This window comes from Sphingobium sp. SA916 (genome assembly GCF_002894065.1).
Classification (GTDB): Bacteria; Pseudomonadota; Alphaproteobacteria; order Sphingomonadales; family Sphingomonadaceae; genus Sphingobium; species Sphingobium fuliginis.
On record NZ_LXYF01000039.1, the window covers coordinates 1 to 22,660 of the forward strand.

The following is a 22,660-nucleotide window of genomic DNA, read 5'->3' on the forward strand; positions in this document are numbered from 1 at the left end:
AGGCGGGAGGGGGCTAGGGGGTGGGCTGGCGCGACATCAGCGTGAATTTTCAACGGCTAAGCTGGAAGCTCGCTGCGCTCGCACCCACCCCTAACCCCTCCCGCCTGCGGGAGGGGAATGTCCTGAATTGGCCAAAAGCCGCCACCCCTTCCCATCAGAACTTCATCCCCACACCCACGCCGAAGACAAAGGGATCAAGCTCCAGCTTCACCTTCTGCACCCCGGCAGCAGCAGTCGACAGCCGCGCCGTCGTATCGATGTCGATATATTTGAGGTCCAGATTCAGGAACACCCGCTCGTTAAGGTCGATGTCGACGCCGACCTGCCCCGCCCAGCCGAAGCTGTCGGACATATGCACCTTGGTCGCGCCCACAGCGCCCTCCAGCGCGTTCGACGCCTTCTCATTATAGAATAGCGTATAATTCACCCCCGCCCCGACATAGGGCCGGATCTTCCCTTCGGGCAGGAAATGATATTGCGCCGTCAGCGTCGGCGGCAGCACCCAGGTCGACGCAAGCCTGCCGATGCCCCCGGTCGTGCCGGTCCGCCCGCTCGCGCTATGCTTGGTGGTCGCGGCGATCAGCTCGAAACCGATATGGTCGGTCGCCATATAGGTGACGTCCACTTCCGGCATCACGCTGTTGTCGACCTTCACCTTCTCGCTCGGAAAGGCGGGCAGCACGCTCCCGCTCTTCTCGTTGGGCGCGACCATGATGCCGCGCAGCCGCACCAGCACATCGCCCTGCGCCGCCTGCGCCGGCGCGGCCAGAACGGCGCAGCCGGCAGCCGCCCCCAGCAGGATCGTCTTGATGGTCATGTCCTTGATCTCCATCCCTGTTTGTCGGTGCCGCCCTTCTGCCGCGCCCGAACGGACCCGGCATTGATCCTGCGCAACCGGCAATTTGACCTGCCTCAATGCCTCGGTCGCTCGCGTCCCTTCTTATGCCGACGGCGCAGTGATGGCCCGGACGACGGTGCTGTCGATCATGTCGGCCGATCTCTCTCGGCCCGCCAGTTCGGCCAAGGTTTCAGGCATGGCGTCGAACGCCAGACATGCATCCGGTGACAACGCATTCGCAGTGGGCCGACAGCAGCCATGCCTCCCGTCACCGAACAGATTCCGGTCTCCGGATCAGGCAAATGCGAGGCATTTCTACAAGCTGAGACCACCTGAGACGACCAGGACCTGCCCGCTGATGTAATCGCTCTCGGGAACGCACAGCAGGTAGATGCTGTCCGCGGCCTCCCGCGCCGTCCCCGCCCGTCCCAACGGCACGCTGTCCAGCAGGGCGTCCCGTACTGCGGAAGGAATACCGGTGTGCAGGGGCTGCCCCCCGATCGGGATGGATGCCTCCGACCCCGAAATGGGCTGCGTCAACCGCGTGTCGATGATGCCGAAGGCCACGCAATTCACGCAGACTTTCAGGCGCCCCCATTCCTTGGACAGAGTCTTGGTCATGCCCAGCAGGGTGGATTTGGCCGCGGAGTAGTTGATCTGTCCGGCATTGCCGTGGGTGCCGGCCATGGATGATATGTTGACGACCTTGCGGATAACCTCGCGGCCTTCGGCGGCTTCTTTTCGGGCCATCGTTCGCAGAGGCTCGGCAGCTGCGCGCAGGATGCGAAACGGGGCCGAAACGTGCACGTCGAGCATTGCCTGGAACTGCTCGTCCGTCTGCTTCTGGATGACGCCGTCGCGCGTGTAGCCGGCATTGCTGACGATGATGTCGAGCCCACCGAACGTCTCGAGAGCCGTGCGGACGAAGCGCTCGCCGAAGTCATCGGCCGTGACATCGCCAACGCAGGCGGTCGCTGTCCCGCCCGCATTCCCCAGCCGGCCTATACCCGCCCAGGCGCGCATGAAGTCGAGTCCGCTCGGCAGCATGAGCGCGATCCGGTCTCCCGCCCGAGCCCCGGCCCCCGCCGGCATGCCGGCGACCTGCGCTGCATCGTCCCACAGCCGATGGTTGACGCGACCTAAATCGACCCATCTCCGCCATACAAGGAACCGTTTTTGATCTTCAGGTCCGCAGGGGCAGCTATCCAGACCACACCCCCCAAATGCGAGAGACCTCTTTACGATAATCCCGATAGATAGGCAGCCATTAGAATGCGAAGGCTTCGGTGATCCGCCGCTCCGCAATCAGGAAGGCGTCGGAGACAAGCCGTAGCGGCCTTATATCCACATCGCTTTGCCCCGCTGCGATCAACTCCGCGAACCGGGCGTAGAGGCGTGCATATTCCCGGTCCGCCGCAATGCTCTCCGGTTCGCCGGGAAGTTGCAATATGCTGCCGCCCATGGCGAGGCGCAGGGTGCCGGCGTCGGTATCGACTTCTATGGACCAAATCTGCGGGCCGGTTTCGAGAAAGTCGAATATTGCGTGCACTGCGGCATCGCCGCAGCGCATCCTGAGCTCGGCGGCGATGGGAGACATGCGTCCTGCCGGCACATCCAAGCTGGCCTGCTCAAGCAGCAGTTCGTGCGGCAGGATCTCGGTCGCAATCGACAGGGCGTTGATGCCGGGGTCGAATACGCCAAAGCCCCCCGAACCGAGGATCCATTCCTGATCCGGATGCCAGCGGCGGATGTCTTCGCGCCAGTCGATCCGGACGGCGAGAATGCGTTTATCGGCAAGCCACGCGCGCGCTGGAGCCACACCCGCCGCCTCGCGCGAGTGCCAGGTTGCAAAGAGCGTCACGCCTGCGCCGTGCGCGGCCTGCGTCAGTGCCGCGATATGCGAAAGCGTCACTGTCGGCGGCTTTTCCAGCATGACATGCAGCCCGGCTTCCATGGCGGTCAGCGCCTGTGCGTAGCGCCCATCCGGCGGCGTGCAGAGTGAAACCGCGTCCAGTCGGCAGGCTCCGATCATATCCTCAATGTCATGATAGCCGTCGATCCCCTCCACGCGGCCCTGACTACTGGCAGTGGCGGCAAGGCGGAAGCGGCGGTCGGCGGCGATGGCGGGCAGATGCTGGTCCCTGGCGATCTTGCCGATGCCCACGAGACCCAATCGGACAGGCTCCACGGTAAATCCTCTTGTCTGGACAGGATGCAGGCTGAACGCCTGGCCGGCCATTGGCGCTGGTCTAGGGCAACCGATCCTCGATGAGGAGGAGCACATCGCCAATGATCCGCCGCATGGCGATCCGCGCCCCGTCGGGATCGTGCAGGACGATGGCATCGCGCACCTTGGCATGCTCGACGACGTCGGCGGTGCGGCCCTTGATACGATTGGTGAAGCGGATCGAGGTGCGCAACGCGGTACTCACCACATCCCGCAACTGGATGTAGAAGGGGTTTTTCGACGCGCGGAGCACGGCGACATGAAAAGCGATATCCGCTTCCAGCGGGTCATCCAGCCCGTTTTCCGCCGCCTGCATACGCTGCAGTCCATCGTCGATGCGCTTGACATCGTCCTCCCCCGCGACTCGCGCGGCCAGGGCGGCCGCCTCCGGCTCCACCGCCACGCGCAGCTCGTTGAACTGGCGCAGCAGGTTCACCGAAAGCTGGCGTTCCAGCATCCAGCGCAGCACGTCGGTATCGAACAGATTCCATGAGGAGGTCGGCTGCACGGTCGTGCCCTGACGCGGGCGGGCGCTCAGCAGGCCCTTGGCGGTGAGCATCTTGACCGCTTCCCGCGTGACGGAGCGGCTGACGCCATGCTGCTTGGCAAGTTCCCCCTCGGTGGGGAAGACGACATCGTCGAACCGGCCGGTAACGATGGCGCGGCCGATGCTGTCCAGCAGGCCATAGGTCAGATTGCGGCCAAGCTGCGCTGCCGGTTCGTCCACGATGAGATGAGATGCCTCTGCCAAGACGCTGTCCTTGTCCTTACCCGCTCCGATGCCATGGCAATCCATGTTAATGCCCGCTCCAGCCCAGGCAAGGTCCTTTCATATGATAAGTCAATTCATATGATAATTCCGACAGGCATTGGACGCCCCTTTGCGCACCTCTATGGGCCGGATCGTGCCGCAGGTGAGCGCGGCACGAGCACGGCCGCCTCTCACCTGCGGTTCGGAAACGCCTTCACCAGCCTATCATATTGCTCCTTGCTGATCTCGACCATGGAGCCGTGGCGCAGTCCGGCGGGCATCTCGAAGCGGTTCCATTCCGGCACGCCCGAATTGCCCGAGACCTGGAACCAGGGGCCCGTCAGGCGCGGCGCCTTGGACAGGCCATAGCTCGTTCCCGCATATTGCTCATAGTACATCAGCCAATCCTCGCCGTTCGGCGCGCGGATGACGGTCGGCGCTTCGCGGAAATTGGGGCTGACCGGCGGTCCCGGCGGCGGATAGGGACCAAGCAGGTCCTTGGCGCAGGAGATGCGCACCGTCTTGCCGGTGGTCCAGTTGTAGCTGGGATAGCGCTCATCCTTCACGATAGCGCAATAGGCGCTGCCATCGGCCTCCGGCCGGATGAAGGTGTCGATCGTCGCCATGTCCCAGTCGAACAGGCGGCGCGGCGGCTTCGCGAAGCGCTTGAGATCGGGCGAGAGGACGTAGAGCGTGCGCTGGCTCGCCCAATAACGCTCCGGGTCTTCGGGAACGCCGGGGACGGTGGCGGTGTGCCACGTCAGCAGGAACTGTCCCGACGGCTTGTCGAAGAACAGCTTGGGCGCGCCGATCCGCTGCATGGCGTGCGGCAGGCCGGGGATGTTCGACAGGTCGGGACGATAGGTGCCATAGGGTTTCCAACCGACCAGATCGTCGGAGACCCAGAAGCGGATATAGGGGTCTTCGTCGCTCTTGTTGCCGACCAGATAATAGCGCCCGTCGCCCCCGCGCGCGATCGAGGCGTGGCCGTGATAATCCTCCGACACCGGCCTGCCGCCGTTGATCTGCTCCCAGTGCAGCCCGTCCCGGCTGACCGAATAATAGAGCACGCCATAGCGCTCCTTGGTCATGTGGGCGAAGAGATAGGCCTTGTCCGGATCGACATAGGGCGTCTCAGGCGCGCCGGGCACGACCTCGGCGCGCACCGGTTTCGACTGGGCTGCGGCGGGAATTTGCATGAATGAAAGCGTGATGGCGGCCGATGCCGCAGCAAGCGCGAAAAGCGATTTGCCCCGAGCCAATTTCCGTCTCCCTTGATTGTTCGGCGGAAGATAGACCTCTCCATCGAAATATTGTCAAGATTGATATTATAAATATGTGTTTTATGAAGAAGCAGATCGGCAGGCCCGGATCACGCGATTCGCGGCCATGCGACCGGCACGTCCGTTGCTGGAAGATTGGGGAGACGAGATGGGACTGGCGACGATCGACATCAGCGTGGTCGTGATCTACGCAATCGGCATATTCGGCCTCGCGCAATGGGTCAGCCGCGACAAGGCGGGGGCCGGGCCGAAAAATTCGACCGACTATTTCCTGGCGTCGAAGAACCTGCCCTGGTGGGCCATCGGCGCCTCGCTGATCGCGGCGAACATCTCGGCGGAGCAGATCGTCGGCATGTCCGGTTCGGGCTATGCCATCGGCCTCGCCATCGCTTCCTATGAATGGATGGCGGCGGCGACGCTGCTGATCGTCGGCAAATTCTTCCTGCCGATCTTCCTGCGCAACGAGATCTACACCATGCCGCAATTCCTGGAACGGCGCTACGGCAACGGCATCCGGACGCTGATGGCGATATTCTGGCTGGTCCTCTACGTCTTCGTGAACCTGACCAGCATCATCTGGCTCGGATCGGTCGCGGTGATGAAGGTGGCGGGCGTCAACCAGGACGTGGCGCTGGTCGCGCTCGGCGTCTTCGCCTTGCTCTACCAGCTTCGCGGCGGGCTGAAGGCGGTGGCGCTGACCGACATCGTGCAGGTGACGCTGCTGGTTCTGGGCGGCCTCGTCATCGCCGTGCTGACACTGGGGGAGATCGGCGGGGGCGCAGGCGTCATCGCCGGTTTCTCGCGCCTGGTCGAACGCGCGCCCGACCATTTCCACATGATCCTCCAGAAAGGCGACCCGCATTATATGGACCTGCCCGGCCTTTCGGTGCTGGTCGGCGGCATGTGGATCGCGAACCTCAGCTATTGGGGCTTCAACCAATATATCATCCAGCGCGCCCTGGCGGCGAAATCGGTGGACGAGGCGCAGCGCGGCATGCTGTTCGCGGCCTTCCTGAAGCTCATCATGCCGATCATCATCGTGCTGCCGGGCATCGCCGCCGTCGTCCTGGCGCCCGACCTCGCCAAGCCGGACGAAGCCTATCCGACGATGATGCGGCTGCTGCCGCCGGGCCTGCTCGGCCTCGTCTTCGCGGCGCTGGTGGCGGCGATCATCGCGTCCACCGCGTCGAAGATCAATTCGATCGCCACCATCTTCACCCTCGACGTCTGGGCAAAGTTCCGCAGGATGGAGGAACCCGGCGAAAGGCGGGAACGCCATCTGGTGCTGGTGGGCCGCGTCGCCGCCGCGATCGCGATCCTCATCGCCATCCTCACCGCCCGGCCACTGGTGGGCTCCAGCGAACAGGCGTTCCAGTTCATCCAGGAATTCACCGGCTTCTTCACGCCGGGCATCACCGTGATCTTCCTGCTCGGCCTGTTCTGGCGGCGCGCCAACGAGCCGGGCGCGATCACGGCGGCGGTGGCATCGGTGGCGCTGTCCTGGGGCTTCAAGCTCTGGGCGCCGGGCGTCCCCTTCCTCGACCGCATGGGCCTGGTCTTCCTCGCGGCGCTGGCGCTGGCGGTCGCCGTCTCCCTCGTCACCCCGGCGCGGCGCGACAAGGACAGCATAGCGACCGGCGACGTGCGCTACGCCACCTCGACCGGGTTCAATGCAGGAGCGATCGCGGTGATTCTGGTGCTCTGCGTCCTTTACGCGGTGTTCTGGTGAGCGGCGCGGCGTTCATCGCGGTCGATTGGGGCACGACCAACCGCCGCGCCTATCTGATCGAGGGCGGCGAGGTCGTCGCCACCGAGCGCGACGATATGGGCATCCTCTCGGTTCCGCCGGGCGGCTTTCCCGCCGCCGTGGCGGGGCTGCGCGAGCGCCATGGCGGGCTGCCGATGCTACTCGCGGGCATGGTCGGCTCCAACCGGGGATGGCATGATGCAGGCTATGTGCTGGCTCCTGCCTCGCTCGCGGACCTTGCGGCGCGCCTTGTCTCGCCCGAAGAGGGCGTCGCGATCGTGCCGGGCGTCTGCCGCGACGGCGACGAGCGGCAGGACGTCATGCGCGGCGAGGAAGTGCAGCTTCTGGGCGCGGTTGCGGCGGGGCTGGCCCCCGGCGACGCGCTGCTGTGCCAGCCGGGCACCCATGCCAAATGGGCGCTCATGAAGGACGGCGCGCTTGCCGACTTCATCACCGCCATGACCGGCGAGATGTTCGCGCTGCTCAAGGGTCATGCGCTGATCGGCAGCGAAATGACCGGCGAGGTCGAGGCGGATGCGGATTTCCGCAAGGGCGTCGAAGCCAGCGCCGACCGGGACCTGCTTTCCGCCCTTTTCGGCGTGCGCGCCGCGGCGGTGCTGGGCAGACGCGCGCCCGGCGCGGCGGCCGCCTATGTCAGCGGCCTGCTGATCGGCAGCGACTGCCGGGCACGGATCACGCTGCCGGGGCAGCAGGTCCATCTGCTGGCTGACGGCCTGCTTGCGCGACTTTATTCCGCCGCCATCGCCATCGCCGGAGGACAGGCTGTCGTCGTCGACAGCCACGCTTCCTTCGTCGCCGGCATCACCCGCATCTGGGACATCAAAGCATGATCGATTTTTCCGACGCCTTCTCGCAACTCCCACTGGTCGCCATCCTGCGCGGCATCCGCCCCGATGAGGTGGAGGCCGCCGCCGACGCGCTGGTCGAGGCGGGCTTCCGCCTGATAGAGGTTCCGCTCAATTCGCCCGATCCGCTGCTCAGCATCGAAAGGCTGGCGCGCCGCGTCGGGGATGCCGCCATCGTCGGCGCGGGCACGGTGCTGACCGTCGATCAGGTGGCGCAGGTGCAGGATGCGGGCGGCGCGATGGTGGTTTCGCCCAACACCGACATCGCCGTCATTGCCGAAACCGCCAAGCGCGGCATGGTCTCGCTGCCCGGCTATTTCACGCCCAGCGAAGCCTTTGCCGCGCTGGCGGCGGGCGCGAGCGGGCTCAAGCTGTTCCCGGCGGAGGCGGCGACCCCCGCCGTGGTCAAGGCGCAGCGGGCGGTGCTGCCCAAAGAGGTGCCGCTGCTGGTGGTCGGCGGCATCACCCCCACCAATATGGAACCCTGGCGTCAGGCAGGCGCGGACGGTTTCGGGCTGGGATCGGCGCTGTACCGCATAGGCGCCACCACGGAAGAGATCGCCGCCAGCGCCCGCGCCTTCGCGCAAGGCTGGGCCGGACTGGAGGGCCGCTCATGATCCGCGCCTTCGCTCCCCTGACTCTGGCTCCCCTGACTCTGGCCGCCCTGCTGGCGCTTGGCGGCTGCGCCACCGCCAGCACGCAGCAGGCCGCCCCGACGCTCGCCAATCCGCTGCTATCGAGCGGGCCTGACCCGTGGATCGTCCATCATGGCGCGACCTTCTATTTCCTCGGGACCAAGGGCGACCGCATCGCCATCCGCCAGACCGACGATCTCGCGAAACTGGCCGACGCGCCCGAGCATGTGATCTGGACCCCGCCCGCCAGCGGCCCCAATGCGATCTCGATCTGGGCGCCGGAACTGCACCGGCTCGACGGCAAATGGTATGTCTATTACACCGCCGCGGAGGCCGGGCATGATGACGACGCCCATCGCGGCGTCTTCGTGCTGGAAAATGCCAACGCCGATCCGCTGAAAGGCGAATGGATCGATCGCGGGCGCGTCAACACGCGCATGACCGGGCTGGACGGCACGGTGTTCGAGCATGGCGGCAAGCGCTATTTCGTCTATTCGGCCTATGACGGGCCGGACAGCGTGCTCGCCATCGCGCCGATGACCAATGCATGGACGCTCGGCCCCGGCGAAACGGTGATCGCGCGCCCCGACCAGCCGTTCGAGCGTCAGGGCGGGCGGCAGATATTGGAGGGCCCGGAATTTCTGCCCGGCCCCAAGGGCGACCTGTTCCTCACCTATTCGGCCAGCGCCTGCTGGTCGGACGATTATGCGCTCGGCCTGCTTCACGCCCGGCCCGGCAGCGATCCCATGAACCCGGCAAGCTGGACCAAGGCGCCGCGCCCGGTGCTGGCCAAGGCGCCGCAGAACAATGTCTATGCGACCGGCCATAACGGCTTCTTCACGACCGATGGCGGCAGGCAGACATGGATCGTCTATCACGCCAATGACGGGGCGGACCGGAAATGCACCGCCGCCCGCTCCCCCCGCGTGCAGCGCATGGAATGGAGCAGGGACGGGATGCCGATCTTCCCTGTGCCCTCGCGCGCGGGCGAGGCTGTGGCAGCCCCAAAGCCGTGAAGAAGCTGCGGATTCTCCGCCCGGATCAGTTTGCCGGGCGGAGCGCCGAAAGATCCACCGCATCCCCCATGGCGCGCAGACCCGCGTCATTGGGGTGGAGGTGGTCGCCCGGATCATAGTCGGGCCGCAGGTCGGCGGGCGAGGCCGGATCGCGCACCGCTGCGTCGAAATCGACGACATCGTCGAAAATCGCCCCGGTCCGGATCGCGGCGTTCACCGCCTGCCGCGTCCGCTCCTTGGCGGGCGACATATAGCCCGCATGGAGCGCGGGCGTCATGGTCCCGCCGATCACCCTGATCCCCAGCGCATGGGCCCGCGCCACGAACTGGCGATAGCCCTGGACGAGCTGGTCGGGCGCCGTCGCCTCCGGACCGCTGTCCTTGCCCGCGCCGATGTCGTTTATGCCCTCCAGGAAGATCACATGGGTAACGTTGGGCACGCTCGCCACGTCGCGCCAGAAGCGGTCGAGCGCGGACGTCGCCCGGCCCCGGCGCAGCACGCGGTTGCCGCTGATGCCCATGTTGACGACGCCGCAGCGCCGGGCAGAGGGCAGCGCCGCCAGACGCTCGGCCAGACGGCCCGGCCAGCCGCGGGTCTGCGGCGAAAGGCCAAGGAAGCCGTCGGTGATCGAATCCCCGAAGGCGACCACGGTGTAGGGCGCCCGCTTTGCCCGCACCGACGCGAGCGAGAGATAGGATCGCACCTTGATCGGCGTGAATAGCGGCTCGGCCCCGGCGGGCGCGAACGCCATCTCCAGCCCCAGATTGGTGCGCGCCGGCCGCGTCGGCGTCGTGAAGGTGACGCTGACGATCACGTCCTGCCCGACACGGAACGGCGCGGCCAGCGGATCGCTGACGACCGTATGTCCTTCGGGCAGCGCGATCCCCGACTGGCCTGAGAAAGTGAGCGGACGGAGCGGATTGGCGCCGATCTCCGTGCCGGTGGCGGCCGAAGGATCGGCAATGCCGACCGTCGCGATCGCCAGCGGCCTGTCCCCTTCCGCATTGCTGAAACTGAGCTGCAAGGCGTCGCCGGCCTGCGTCAGCCTTACCCGGTACCGATAGGTGCCGGGCGGCTGTTCGGGCTCGCGGGCATCGCTGTCGGCCGGAGCATAGCCCCATGCCCCTGCCCACACCGACGCGGCATGGGCGGGAACGGACAGCGCAAGACCGCAGAGAGCGGTCAATAGCGGGACGGTGCGCATGCAGCTCTCTCCTCGAACCGGCTGACCGGCTTATTTCTTCGCGGGCACCACGCCCTTGGGCGCCTTGGCCAGCGAACGTATCAGGTCGGTTTCGGCCTGGCGATAGGGCGTGCCGTCGTTGCGGAAGACCTCATGGAACCAGATGGTCGGCTCATCCTGCGTATAGGGTTTTTTCCAGCTATCCCAGGGCAGGCGGGTCTGCGTCCTGCCGTCGACGAAGCCCCAGTTCATCATCGCCACATTCTCGCGCTTGCCGATCGGCAGCGATCCGTCGAAGGTCGAGCCATTGCCCCGCGCCATATATTCGGTGCACAGGATCGGGCGGCCATAGACCTTGAGCTGGTTCACGCGGTCCTGGAATTTCTCCGGCCAGTTATAGTCGTGGAAGGAGATCACGTCCGACTGGCTGAGTTGCAGCTTCTCCATCGGCGTCAGCGCGCTTTCGGTCTTCCAGTCGTCATGCTGCCACACGCCCGAGGTGAGCGGCTGCGTCGGGTCCACGTCGCGCGCCCAGCCATAGACTTTGGTGAGCAGGGCCAGGACCAGGGGCTGCTTGCCTTCCTGGCCCTTATACTGGTCGGCGCCATTGTCGGGCTCGTTCCACAGATCCCAGCCAAGCACGCGGTCGTCCTTGGCGAAGGCGCCGACGACGCCCTGCACATAGGCCTTCAGGCGCGGTTCCTGCGCGGGGTCGCGCAGCGCGGGCAGGCCCGGGCTCTGGACCCAGCCGGAATTATGGACGCCGGGGATGGGCGGGCGCTGCGGCCCCAGCACCGGATTGGGGTCCCAGCAACTGTCGAACAGCACGAACAGCGGCTTGATCCTGTGCTTCGCCGCGATCGTCAGAAACTGGTCGATGCGCTTCCTGAAACCCTCGGCATCCTGCTGCCAGAGCTGATCGTGCAGGAACACGCGCATCGTGTTCATGCCGATGCCCTCCGCAAGGCCCAGTTCGTGATCGATGCGCGCCGGGTCCCATGTCTCCGCCTGCCACATCTCAAGCTGGTTGATGGCGTTGGCGGGCGCATAGTTGGAACCGACCAGCCAGGGCTGCTTGGCATACCACGCCTTGGCTTCCACAGGCGTCCATTGCGGGCGCGCATCGGCGGGCATGGCGGTCAGCGCGGCGACGGAGGCCAGCAGGCAGGTGGTGAGAGCTTTCACGAACAGTCCCCTCTATTGTGCGACGAAGAATTTGTAGGTCATGACATTCCGGTAGGTCTTGCCCGGATCGAGGCGGACCGACGGGAATTGCGGCTGGTTCGGGCTATCCGGGAAAAGCTGCGGCTCGAACACCAGCGAGTCGCCCTCGCGGTAGATCTGCCCGCCCTTGCCGACGATCGTGCCGTCCATGAAATTGCCCGAATAAAATTGCAGGCCCGGCTGGTTCGACCAGAGTTCGAAGCCGCGGCCGGACGCCGGTTCGGTGACGCGGGCCATCAGATGCTGGTCTTTGGTGACGGCGTTTCCGACCACCCAATTATGGTCATAACCGCGCCCGTAGCGGATCTGCTCGTCGCCGCCTTCGCGCACGCGCGCTCCGACCGGGGTGGGCTGGCGGAAATCGAACACGGTGCCCGCGACGCTGCGGTGCTGGCCAAGCGGAATGGAGGTCGCGTCGGTGGGCGTGAAGCGATCCGCCGGAATGGTCAGCACATGGTCCATCGCCGTGCGGCCCGGCCCTGCGAGGTTCCAATAGGCATGATTGGAGATATTCACCACGGTCGGCTTGTCCGTGGTCGCGGTATAGCTGATCGTCAGATTGCCCTGCTCATCCAGCGCATAGGTCGCGTCGGTGGTCAGCGTGCCGGGATAGCCCTGATCGCCGTCGGGGCTGACATAACGCATGGTGACGCTGGCCGATCCGCCGGATTTCCGGCCCTGCTTCACCTCGCGGATGGTCCAGACGACCTTGTCGAAGCCCTTCGTCCCGCCATGCAACGAATTGGGACCGTTGTTGACGGGCACTGCATAGGCCTTGCCGTCGAGGCTGAATCGGCCCTTGGCGATGCGGTTGGCGACCCGGCCCACCGTCGCGCCGAAGAACTGGCCGTCCTTCGCATAGCCTTCCAGGCTGTCATAGCCGACCGCGATGTCCACGGCCTTGCCGTCGCGGCCCGGCATCATCACCGACTGGATCGACGCGCCCAGCGTCATCACGCGCACCGACATGCCCTTGGCGTTGGTGAGCGTCACCGCCTCCACCGCCGTGCCGTCCGGCATCCGGCCGAAGGTCTCGCGCCGGGCCTCGGCCGCCAAAGCGGAAGTCGACACCGCGCCCAGCAGGGCGACGGCGGTCATGGTCCTCAGCATCGTCTCTCCTCTCGAAACTTCAGTCTTGATACAGGAACGGGGCCAGCCCGCGGCAACCCGGATCGATCTCGAACAGCGCGCCGCCCTGCGCTTCCTCGACGCCATCGGCGGCGCTCGTGACATAGATCCGGTCGAGGTCCGGGCCGCCGAACACGCAATTGCTGATCTGGCTCGCGGGCAGCGCGATGCGACGGACCGGCGTGCCGTCCGGCGCGAAGCGGGTGACGCAGGAGGCGCCCCAGCACGCGACCCAGAGATACCCTTCGGCATCGAAGGTCATCCCGTCCGGCGCGCCCCAGCCCGCCTCGAAGCTGATGAACGGTTCGCGCTTGCCAAGCAGGCCATCCTCCAGCGGATAGCGGAAGATCACGCCCATCGCGCTGTCCGTATGCAGCAGGAAGCGCCCTTCGGGATCGATCGCGGGACCGTTGGGAATCGTATAGGGCGCGGCGTCGGCGCGAGTGAACGAACCCTTCGCGAAGCGGTGGAAAGCCCCTGTCGGCCCATCGCAGGCGAAGGGCATGGTGCCCAGCCAAAGGCGGCCCTGCGCATCGGCGGCGGCGTCGTTGACGCGATTGGCCTCCGGCTCGCCGGGGATCGTCGCCAGCGTCTCGCAGGAAAAGGGATCGAGCGACACGCTGGCGACCGAACGGCCGATCCCGGCCACGAAGCCGCCGCTGGCCCGCCCGATGATCCAGCCGACGACGTCCGGCGCTTCCCAGCTCTCGACCTGCCCCGTGGCCGGCGTCAGGCGGTTGATCCGCTTGCCCAATATATCCGTCCACAGCAGCGCGCCGTCGCGGACCGACCAGAACAGCCCCTCGCCCAGAATATCCACGCGGTCGCGGGCGATGACGCGCACGGGGTCCATCAGTGGCTGTCCCTCGGCAATCCGCGCGTCTGGGCGATGCGCTGATATTTTTCGGAACCTTCCAGGATCGCGCCGGTCGCGAACTGGCCCACCAGGCTGCGCTGGATTTCCTGCCAGGGCGTCTGCGATTCGGGCGTGACGGCGCGTTCGATCTCCGCAAGTTCCTCCCGCCGGCGGGCGATCTCCGCATCATCGACCAGCATGTCCGCGCTGCGGTTCTTGAGGTCGATGCGCACCCGATCCCCCGTGCGCAGCAGCGCGAGGCCCCCGCCCACCGCCGCCTCCGGCGAGGCGTTGAGGATGGAGGGGCTGCCCGACGTGCCGGACTGCCGCCCGTCGCCGATGCAGGGCAAGGCGTGGATTCCGGCGCGGATCAGCGCTGTGGGCGGGCGCATGTTCACCACTTCGGCGCCGCCCGGATAGCCGACCGGCCCTGCGCCGCGAATGACGAGGATGCAATTTTCGTCGATGCCAAGGTCCGGGTCGTCGATGCGCCGGTGATAATCCTCCGGCCCGTCGAACACGACGACGCGGCCTTCGAACCTGTCGGGATGCTCGGGATCGGAGAGATAGCGGCTGCGGAACTCCTCGGAGATCACCGACAGCTTCATCACGGCGCCCTCGAACAGATTGCCGCTGAGCACGGTCAGCCCGGCCGCCTGCTTCAGCGGGCGCCCGAACGGCCGGATCACATCCTCGTCATGGATTTTCGCGCCCGCCAGATTCTCCGCGACGGTGCGGCCATTGGCGGTGAGCGCCTCGCCGTCGATCAGGCCCGCCTTGAACAATTCGCCCATCACGGCGGGCACGCCGCCCGCCCGGTAATAATCCTCGCCCAGATATTCGCCGGCAGGCTGGAGATTGACCAGCAGCGGCACGTCCGCCCCCTGCTCCTCCCAATCCTCCAGCGTCAGTTCGACGCCGACATGGCGGGCGATGGCGTTGAGGTGGATCGGCGCGTTGGTCGACCCGCCAATGGCCGAATTCACCCGGATCGCATTGAGGAAAGCCGGGCGGGTGAGGATGTCGGAGGGCTTGCGGTCGGCCTTCACCATCTCGACAATGGCGCGCCCAGTCTCCCAGGCGCATTCCTGCCGGTCGCGATAGGGCGCGGGGATCGCCGCCGATCCGGGCAGCGACATGCCCAGCGCTTCGGCCAGCGAGTTCATCGTCGTCGCCGTGCCCATGGTGTTGCAATAGCCGGTCGATGGCGAACCCGAAGCGACCAGCTTCAGGAAGCCCTGATAGTCCAGCTCCCCCTTCGCCAGCATCTCGCGCGCTTTCCAGATGATGGTGCCTGCGCCGGTGCGCTTCCCCTCATGCCAGCCGTTGAGCATCGGACCGACCGACAGCGCGATCGCGGGAATGTTCACCGTCGCCGCCGCCATCAGCGCGGAGGGCGTGGTCTTGTCGCAGCCGATGGTCAGCACCACGCCGTCCAGCGGATAGCCGTAGAGCAGCTCGACCAGGCTGATATAGGCCAGGTTGCGGTCAAGGCCCGCCGTCGGCCGCTTGCCGGTTTCCTGCAGCGGATGGCTGGGAAATTCGATGGGAATGCCGCCCGCGTCCCGGATGCCCGCCTTGATCCGTTCCGCAAGGACCAGATGATGGCGGTTGCACGGCACCAGATCGCTGCCCGACTGGGCGATGCCGATGATCGGTCGGCCCGACTGCATCTCCTCGATCGAGAGGCCGTAGTTCAGATAGCGCTCCAGATAGAGCGCCGTCATGTCAGGATGGCTGGGATCATCGAACCATGCGCGGGAGCGCAGCTTCAGGGCCGGTTCGATCTTGCCCTCATCAGCAGAAGAAATGTTCGCCTCCCATCCATTTTACCCGATTCGGCCGCTCGCCACGCAAAGCAGCATCTCTCGGGAATGTTAAGGATGCCGCTACCATCGGCTTTTCATACAGGCAACCTATTTATCCTACAAATATGTCTTGTCCGATCAGACCGCGAGGGTTATGAGCCCCACCAAGGCCCAACACAGGGCCGAGCTGCTGTTCGAAGGGGAGGACCATGAACCGTATCGCCCGCTCACTTATCTGGACGTCTTCCGCACTGGCGATCTTCGCCGGCATACCGGCCCATGCGCAGGACGCGGCCGCGCCGGCCGACGATAGCGCCGACATCATCGTCACCGGCCAACGCGCCAGCCTTGAAGCCGCGCGCAATGTGAAGAGGAATTCCGACCTCGTCGTCGACTCGATCGTGGCGGAGGACATCGGCAAGCTGCCCGACACCTCGGTCGCCTCCGCGCTTCAGCGCATCGCGGGCGTGCAGGTGCAGAACGGCTTCAACAACGAAATCCAGAATCCGATCATTCGCGGCATCGGGGACATATTGACCACGCTGGACGGGCGGGAGATCTTCACCGGCGTCGGCCGTGGCTTCTCGTTCCAGGACCTGCCCGCCGAAGCGATCGGCGGCATCGACGTCTACAAGTCGAACTCCGCCAATCTGATCGAAGGCGGCGTCGCGGGCGTCATCGACATGAAGCTGCAGAAGCCCTTCAATTTCAGCAAGGGCTTCACGGTCGCCGCCAACGGCCGCGTCTATCGCGGCGACATTTCCGGCGAGACCAGCTATACCGGCGGTCTTCTCGTCTCGAACCGCTGGGATGCGGGCGACGGCGAAATGGGCCTGCTGGTCGACGTTTCCTATGGGCGCAACAATTTCAGCCGCCCGATCTCCTTCAACTGCGATCCGCGGTCGAGCAACCATGGCCCGGCGGGCGCCGCGAACATCGTCCTGCCCACCTGCGTCGGCGGCCTGACCGATACCGGCCACAACACCCGCCCGCAGGTCAACGCCGCCTTCCAGTGGCAGATCACGCCGGAACTGCAATTCTATCTCGATGGCCTCTACACCGGCTATCGCTCGACCTTCGCGACGAACTTCATCTTCTCGGACCTGTTTGCGGGCAGTTCGATCACCAATGCGGTCGCAGGCAATGATTGCTTTTCCGGGCTGGTCGATGCCGGAGGCTTTCCGACGACCGATGCAGACAATCCCAATAACCGGATCGAAAATCTTTGCATTGGCAAGTCGGCCACGTTCAACGGCGTGGACGTGCTCACCAGCACCCAGGCGAAGAAGCAGCGCACCGACCAATATGTGTTCGGCGGCGGTCTCAAATGGGACAGCGACACGGTGCATCTGGTCTTCGACGGCAGCTACATCCAGTCGAAGAACGCGAACCGCACGATCATCGTCGACACCGCCAAGCATGGCGCGTCGGTGGACATCATCGTCAATGACGGCGGCCACGGCACCACCGTCATGCAGGGCGATCCGCTCGGCAATCCCGACGGCTTCGTCTTCGCGAACTCGCTGTTCCAGGATCTGAGCAAGTCGAACAGCCGCCAATATGCGTTCAAGCTCGACTCGGCCTTCGACATCGAAAGCAATTTCCTGCGCCAGTTCCAGGTCGGCCTGCGCTATTCCGACCGCACCGGAACGTTCCGCGCGGTTGCGGGCGGTCCGAACTTCCCTGGGGCGAACCGCGCCACGCTGGTCTCCTCGGTGGGCCTGCCGTCGGACTTCATGGTGCTTTCGCCGGACTCGATCCCGTACATCAACAACGGGGCCCACTGGTACACGCCGAACCCGGACTATCTGCTCAGCAACACGGATGACCTGCGCGCACTCTATGGCGCCCCCGCCGGCGATCCCGCCTGGGACCCCACGCGCAACTATGAAGCGGCCGAGAAGACCTGGGCGGCCTACATTCAGGGCAAGTATCAGATCGACCTCGGCGGGTCCTCGTTGATCGACGGCCTGGTCGGCGTTCGCCTGGTCGACACCAAGCGCACGCTGGACGGCACCTCGCGCGTGATCGGCGCGGGTCCGAACAATACCGACCTGTTCAATCCGATCAGCCGGGGCACCCGTGACTTCTACGCCCTTCCGAACGCCAGCATCCGCTTCCGCGCCACGCCGAACCTGCAGTTCCGCGCGAGCTACGCCAAGACCGTCGCGCGGCCGACCTTTGGCGACCTCAACCCCGGCCTGTCGCTGGCGGCTCCCGGTGGCAACCCGAACGTCAGGCTGGCCGGTTCGGGCGGCAACCCGGACCTCAAGGCGCAGATGTCCGACAATTTCGACGTCACCGCCGAATATTATTTCGGCCGGTCAAGCTATGTCTCGGTCGCCGGCTATTACCGCAAGCTGAAGGATCGCGTCGCGCCCTCCAACTCGGTGCAGGTCATCAACGGCCAGACCTACCTGATCACCCAACCGCGCAACCTCGGGTCCTCCAAGCTCAAGGGCATCGAAGTCGCGGGCCAGGCCTTCTTCGACTTCCTGCCGGAAGGTTTCGATGGCCTGGGCGTGATGGGCACCTTCACCCTCGCTGACAGCGAGGTGACGACCCCCGGCGATCCGCTGGAAGGCAAGGAACTGCTCGGCGTCTCCAAATATAGCTACACCGCCGGTGCGCTCTACGAGAAGTACGGCATCACCGCGCGCGTCGTCTATACATGGCGCTCGGGTTACAACGAGTCGCTGTTCGGCGCCGGCACCCTTACCAGCCCGGATTACGACAGCCAGTTCAACAAGGTCAAATCCAATGGCCGCCTCGACTTCTCGGTCGGCTATGACGTGACGCCGAACATCACCGTGACGGTGGACGGCGTGAATGTGAACGGCGGCAAATATTACAGCTATTTCGACTCGCCGGCCTTCCCGCACGACATCCGCATCGATGACAAGTTCTACGGTGCGAGCGTCCGCGTGAAATATTGACGCCACCCTTCCGGGGGCGGGGCGGACTGCACGCCGCCCTACCCCTCCAATGCCCCCGGCGGATCGGGCGGGACGGCGATGGCCGTTCCGCCCTTTTTTTTCCAGATCATGCGCCGCAACTTCACCGTCCACCTTTGCCGTGGAATTCGCCGATCGATAGTCAGGTAGGACCTACGTCCCTGCCCTGCGTGATGCCGACCGCCGCGCACCATCCATAAACGAAGGCTTCCCAGAGTATCGCCGTTGATTTTGAGGCACATCAAGACGCGCTGGCGATCATTCGGCTACATGGCTTTCAACGCTTGTGACCGACACCAGCTGAAGCGTCAGACATCTCTTCGACGGAGCTATCGCCATGTTCATCGCGCATCGTGCCGCGAAATCCCCTGCGCTGGCGAACAGAGCGCGGCAACAAGCCGAATGCTGCGGAAATCCGTGGCTTTTGGCAGATATTCGGCGCGTTCCTGAGTGGAAATGATGTGGACCTACCATCCCGACCTGCTCGCCCGGCCCGTGCCGCGCTACACCAGCTATCCCACCGCCGCGCAGTTCAACGGCGATGTCGGCGCGGCGGAGCTTGCCGCCCGGCTGGACGGGGTGGAAAGGAACGACCCGCTCTCCCTCTACGTCCACATCCCCTATTGCCACGACATATGCTGGTATTGCGGCTGCAACACGGGCGCGGCGAACCGCGTCCAGCGCCTCACCGCCTATGTCGAATCGCTGGAGCGGGAGATTGCGACCGTCGCCGCCCGGCTGAACGGCAAGGGCCGGGTGCAGCGCATCGCCTTCGGCGGCGGCAGCCCCAACAGCCTGCCGCTGGTCGATTTCGTCCGGCTGCTCCAGCAACTGCTGCTCTGCTTCGATGCGCATCATGCCGAACTGTCGGTCGAACTCGATCCCCGCCGCCTCGATGGGCCATGGATCGCGACCATGGCCGCCATGGGCGTCGACCGGGCGAACCTCGGCGTCCAGACCTTCACCCCGCATGTCCAGGCGCGGATCGGCCGCATCCAGCCGCTCGACATGGTGGAGCGCGCCGTCGACCGGCTTCGCGCCGCCGGCATCGCGACGGGTTTCGACCTGATGTACGGCCTGCCCGGCCAGACGCCGGATGACCTCGCCGCGACGCTGGAGGCCGCCATCGCCCTGCGGCCCGCCCGCATCGCCCTGTTCGGCTATGCCCATATGCCCCGGCTGCTGCCCCGCCAGCGCCGCATCGACGCCAGCGACCTGCCCGATCTCGCCACCCGCTTCGCCATGGCGGCGCAGGGCCATGGGACGCTGACCGGCGCGGGCTATGTACCTATCGGCTTCGACCATTTCGCCCTGCCCGAAGACGGCATGGCCCGCGCCGCCCGCCTAGGCACGCTGCGCCGCAATTTCCAGGGCTTCACCGACGACCCGGCGGAGATATTGCTGGGTCTGGGCGCCAGCGCGATCAGCCAATTCCCCGACCTCATCGTCCAGAATGAGAAACAGGCCGGTCCCTGGCGCGAACTGGCCGATGCGGGCCGATTATCCGCCACCCGCGGCACGCCGCGCACGCCGGAGGACCGCCGCCGCGGCCGCATGATCGAGGCCCTGCTCTGCCAGGGCGAGGCGCATGTCGGCACCGCTCATCCCATGCCCGATTTCAGCCGCTTCGAGGAACTGGGCCTTGTCCGCGTCAGCGAAGGCCGGGTGGCGCTGACGCGGGACGCGCTGCCCTATGCGCGCAGCATCGCCGCCTGCTTCGACGCCTGGCTGGAACCGGCGGAAAAGCGCTTCAGCCATGCGGTCTAGCGCGCTGGCCCTGCTGGCCGTCATCCCGCTGACGACAGTCCATGCGCCCGCCGCCGCCATGCCGAACCGCTGGTATTGCGGCTCCGCGCCGCCGGGCTGGACGCCCCCCTGGCAGCGCAAGCCCGCCACCCCGGACGACAAGAACGCCCCCTGCCATGTCATCCCCTGCGACCGGAAGAAAATCCGCAGCGAAACCTGCCGGTGACACGACCACGTGCTCCTGCGCAGGCAGGAGCACCTTGCGCTTAACGGCAACCGCCCGCACCGCCAAACCCCATCAGGCCAGGGCCAGCACGCTCGTCAGAATATAGCGCACCAGTTCCGCCTGCCCCCGCGCTCCGGTCTTGGCGTAGATCTTCTTCGAATAATTCCGCGCCGTCTCCACCGTCAGCCCCAGATCGGCGGCCGCCTCGCTGATCGACATGCCCTGCGCAATGGCCCAGGCCAGCCGCGCCTCGCTGGGCGACAGGCCGAACAGGTCGACCAGCTGGTCGCACCGGTCCGCCTGCGACCAGCGGTCCCCGCTGATATAGGCGATGGCGACAGGCGCAGACTGGGCGGACAGCGACCGGTCCTGGATCGGCCGCACCAGCATGTCCATCAACGGATCGCGGCTCAGGTTGATCGCCCTCGGCCGCGCGTCCCGATCCGCCGCGAAGCTCTTGACCAAGGCGGTCAGTTCCCGGTCGACCGCCGGGGAAGCCGGCGTCAGCCGGTCATAACGCCCCCGGCGCAACAGCCGCGACCGCTGGAAAAGCTGCTCCAGATGCGGCGTCATGTCGACGATGCGGCACTGGGCGTCCAGCGTCAGCCAGCCGAAATTGAGCCGCCCGAACGCCTCCGAATTGACCGAGGAACGGAACTTCTCCCGCTCGAAGGCGACGAAGCTGCGCAGCGCGATGCGCAGATGCGGCACCAGCGCGGTCAGCAGCGCGCCGACGCCCGACCCCACTTCCCGCCCCCCCGCGCAGCTCAGCCAGGCGTCCATGCCGCTCGGCTCGGTGACGCGGACCGAACGCATGTTGGTGATGCCCAGCGGCTCCAGAAATTCGGCGCGATAGCCTTGCTGCACCCTGTCGCCGGGGTCGAGCAGTTCGTCCAGCGTATAGACCCGCGCCTCCCGCATCCGCCGATAGGGCAACGGATCGCGCCCATATTTCTGGTTGAACAGCCGGTCGAGATGCAGCGGCGTCGGCGGCCCGGCATAGAGTTCGACGATCCGCTCCTCATCCACCGGGCGGAAGGCCAGGCTGGCATAGGCGGCCCCCGACCGCGCGCGCAGCCTGTCGAGGAACCCGTGCCAAAGGGGTTGCTCGAACATACCCTCATGGAGAGCCGCCAATAATCCGCCGTCGTCCAGTCGCATGGCTAATATGTATATCCTCCCATATGGGAGGTCCAGAGCTTCGCCACTTCTGCCATCAGGCTGTCACGAAACAAGGCGGTGAACATGATCGATTCGAAAAGGCTGACGCATCTGGAGCGTCTGGAGGCGGAAAGCATCCATATCCTGCGCGAAGTGGTGGCGGAGGCCGAAAAGCCGGTGATGCTGTACAGCGTGGGCAAGGACTCGGCCGTGATGCTGCATCTGGCGCGCAAGGCCTTCTACCCCTCGCCGCCGCCCTTCCCGCTGCTGCACGTCGACACCACCTGGAAATTCAGGGCGATGTACGAGCTGCGCGACCGCATGGCGCGGGAATCGGGCATGGAACTGCTCGTCTATCAAAATCCCGAAGCGCAGGAACGCGGCATCAACCCGTTCGACCACGGCCCGCTGCACACCGACATGTGGAAGACGGAGGGGCTGAAGCAGGCGCTCAACCTCTACGGCTTCGACGCGGCCTTCGGCGGCGCCCGCCGCGACGAGGAAAAGAGCCGGGCGAAGGAACGCATCTTCTCCTTCCGCACCGCCTCGCACGGCTGGGACCCCAAGAACCAGCGGCCGGAACTGTGGAACCTCTACAACGCCCGCAAGAACAAGGGCGAGAGCATCCGCGTCTTCCCGATCAGCAACTGGACCGAGCTGGACATCTGGCAATATATCCACCTGAACGACGTCCCCATCGTGCCGCTCTATTTCGCGGAGGAACGCCCGACGGTGGAGCGCGACGGCATGCTGCTGATGGTCGATGACGAACGCTTCCCGCTGAAACCGGGCGAGGAGCCGGTGATGCGCTCGATCCGCTTCCGCACGCTGGGCTGCTACCCGCTGACCGGCGCGGTCGAGAGCGAGGCGAAGACCTTGCCGGAGGTCATCCAGGAAACGCTGCTCACCACCACATCGGAACGGCAGGGCCGCGCCATCGACAAGGACGCAGGCGGCGCGGGCATGGAGAAGAAGAAGCAGGAGGGGTATTTTTGACGAGCCGCCACCCCA

General features: G+C 65.7%; 19 protein-coding genes. 8 read left to right on the plus strand and 11 right to left on the minus strand.

All coding sequences use genetic code 11. From position 1 onward, the window contains the following. Positions 1–154 precede the first annotated feature (154 nt). From A8G00_RS11865 to A8G00_RS11885, 5 genes are all read right to left on the minus strand, one after another. Entirely contained in the window at positions 155–817 is a 663-nt protein-coding gene (locus tag A8G00_RS11865) for an OmpW family protein (RefSeq protein WP_103000786.1), read from the minus strand. Between the two features lie 336 nt (positions 818–1,153). Further along, complete coding sequence (locus A8G00_RS11870; protein WP_044660964.1) at positions 1,154–1,930, minus strand: SDR family NAD(P)-dependent oxidoreductase; 777 nt, start codon at positions 1,928–1,930, stop codon at positions 1,154–1,156. A 175-nt stretch (positions 1,931–2,105) separates the two neighbouring features. Next, positions 2,106–3,077 (minus strand): Gfo/Idh/MocA family protein, encoded by a 972-nt coding sequence (locus A8G00_RS11875; protein WP_103000769.1) that lies wholly within the window; start codon positions 3,075–3,077, stop codon positions 2,106–2,108. Between the two features lie 10 nt (positions 3,078–3,087). Continuing rightward, positions 3,088–3,816: a FadR/GntR family transcriptional regulator gene (locus A8G00_RS11880; RefSeq protein ID WP_226870331.1), complete on the minus strand. Its 729-nt coding sequence runs from the start codon at positions 3,814–3,816 to the stop codon at positions 3,088–3,090. 191 nt (positions 3,817–4,007) lie between these two features. Next, complete coding sequence (locus A8G00_RS11885; protein ID WP_065846640.1) at positions 4,008–5,015, minus strand: family 43 glycosylhydrolase; 1,008 nt, start codon at positions 5,013–5,015, stop codon at positions 4,008–4,010. Between the two features lie 232 nt (positions 5,016–5,247). Here A8G00_RS11885 and A8G00_RS11890 point away from each other — a divergent pair, with 232 nt between their 5' ends. The 4 genes from A8G00_RS11890 to A8G00_RS11905 are packed head-to-tail and all read left to right on the plus strand — an operon-like array spanning position 5,248 to position 9,363. Then, positions 5,248–6,828 (plus strand): sodium/solute symporter, encoded by a 1,581-nt coding sequence (locus A8G00_RS11890; RefSeq protein ID WP_044662939.1) that lies wholly within the window; start codon positions 5,248–5,250, stop codon positions 6,826–6,828. Further along, complete coding sequence (locus tag A8G00_RS11895) at positions 6,825–7,697, plus strand: 2-dehydro-3-deoxygalactonokinase (protein WP_229742679.1); 873 nt, start codon at positions 6,825–6,827, stop codon at positions 7,695–7,697. Before A8G00_RS11890 ends, A8G00_RS11895 begins: the two co-directional genes overlap by 4 nt. Then, positions 7,694–8,329: a 2-dehydro-3-deoxy-6-phosphogalactonate aldolase gene (locus A8G00_RS11900; protein ID WP_044660966.1), complete on the plus strand. Its 636-nt coding sequence runs from the start codon at positions 7,694–7,696 to the stop codon at positions 8,327–8,329. The genes A8G00_RS11895 and A8G00_RS11900 overlap by 4 nt, the downstream gene beginning before the upstream one ends. Then, positions 8,326–9,363, plus strand: coding sequence for a family 43 glycosylhydrolase (locus A8G00_RS11905; RefSeq protein WP_065846595.1), 1,038 nt, complete (start codon positions 8,326–8,328; stop codon positions 9,361–9,363). Before A8G00_RS11900 ends, A8G00_RS11905 begins: the two co-directional genes overlap by 4 nt. Positions 9,364–9,388: 25 nt before the next feature. Here A8G00_RS11905 and A8G00_RS11910 read toward each other — a convergent pair whose 3' ends face one another. The 5 genes from A8G00_RS11910 to A8G00_RS11930 all read right to left on the minus strand — a co-directional run bounded on the left by A8G00_RS11910 (position 9,389) and on the right by A8G00_RS11930 (position 15,541). Then, positions 9,389–10,567 carry an SGNH/GDSL hydrolase family protein gene (locus tag A8G00_RS11910; protein ID WP_103000770.1) on the minus strand — a complete coding sequence of 393 codons (1,179 nt, stop codon included), beginning with the start codon at positions 10,565–10,567 and terminating at the stop codon, positions 9,389–9,391. Positions 10,568–10,597: 30 nt separating this feature from the next. Further along, positions 10,598–11,680: a cellulase family glycosylhydrolase gene (locus tag A8G00_RS11915; RefSeq protein WP_065846637.1), complete on the minus strand. Its 1,083-nt coding sequence runs from the start codon at positions 11,678–11,680 to the stop codon at positions 10,598–10,600. 63 nt (positions 11,681–11,743) lie between these two features. After that, a complete protein-coding gene (locus tag A8G00_RS11920) occupies positions 11,744–12,880 on the minus strand; it encodes an aldose epimerase family protein (protein WP_065846593.1) in 1,137 nt (378 codons plus the stop codon). Positions 12,881–12,899: 19 nt separating this feature from the next. Then, positions 12,900–13,751, minus strand: a complete 852-nt coding sequence (locus A8G00_RS11925; protein ID WP_065846592.1) for an SMP-30/gluconolactonase/LRE family protein — start codon at positions 13,749–13,751, stop codon at positions 12,900–12,902. Then, the gene (locus tag A8G00_RS11930) at positions 13,751–15,541 is read right to left on the minus strand and encodes an IlvD/Edd family dehydratase (protein WP_103000771.1); all 1,791 of its coding nucleotides are present in this window, start codon (positions 15,539–15,541) and stop codon (positions 13,751–13,753) included. The genes A8G00_RS11925 and A8G00_RS11930 overlap by 1 nt, the downstream gene beginning before the upstream one ends. Positions 15,542–15,771: 230 nt before the next feature. On the opposite strand from A8G00_RS11930, the gene A8G00_RS11935 reads away from it, so the two are divergent. The 3 genes from A8G00_RS11935 to A8G00_RS11945 all read left to right on the plus strand — a co-directional run bounded on the left by A8G00_RS11935 (position 15,772) and on the right by A8G00_RS11945 (position 20,488). Next, positions 15,772–18,498, plus strand: coding sequence for a TonB-dependent receptor (locus A8G00_RS11935; RefSeq protein ID WP_044660972.1), 2,727 nt, complete (start codon positions 15,772–15,774; stop codon positions 18,496–18,498). A 477-nt stretch (positions 18,499–18,975) separates the two neighbouring features. After that, positions 18,976–20,283 carry an oxygen-independent coproporphyrinogen III oxidase gene (gene hemN / locus A8G00_RS11940; RefSeq protein WP_103000787.1) on the plus strand — a complete coding sequence of 436 codons (1,308 nt, stop codon included), beginning with the start codon at positions 18,976–18,978 and terminating at the stop codon, positions 20,281–20,283. Then, positions 20,273–20,488, plus strand: coding sequence for a hypothetical protein (locus A8G00_RS11945; RefSeq protein ID WP_103000772.1), 216 nt, complete (start codon positions 20,273–20,275; stop codon positions 20,486–20,488). The genes hemN and A8G00_RS11945 overlap by 11 nt, the downstream gene beginning before the upstream one ends. Before the next feature lie 72 nt (positions 20,489–20,560). Here the strand turns inward: A8G00_RS11945 and A8G00_RS11950 are convergent, their stop codons facing one another. Then, positions 20,561–21,649, minus strand: a complete 1,089-nt coding sequence (locus A8G00_RS11950) for a helix-turn-helix transcriptional regulator (RefSeq protein WP_025548512.1) — start codon at positions 21,647–21,649, stop codon at positions 20,561–20,563. Positions 21,650–21,709: 60 nt separating this feature from the next. Here A8G00_RS11950 and cysD point away from each other — a divergent pair, with 60 nt between their 5' ends. Further along, a complete protein-coding gene (gene cysD / locus A8G00_RS11955; protein ID WP_082165964.1) occupies positions 21,710–22,645 on the plus strand; it encodes a sulfate adenylyltransferase subunit CysD in 936 nt (311 codons plus the stop codon). The last annotated feature ends 15 nt before the right edge of the window (positions 22,646–22,660 follow it).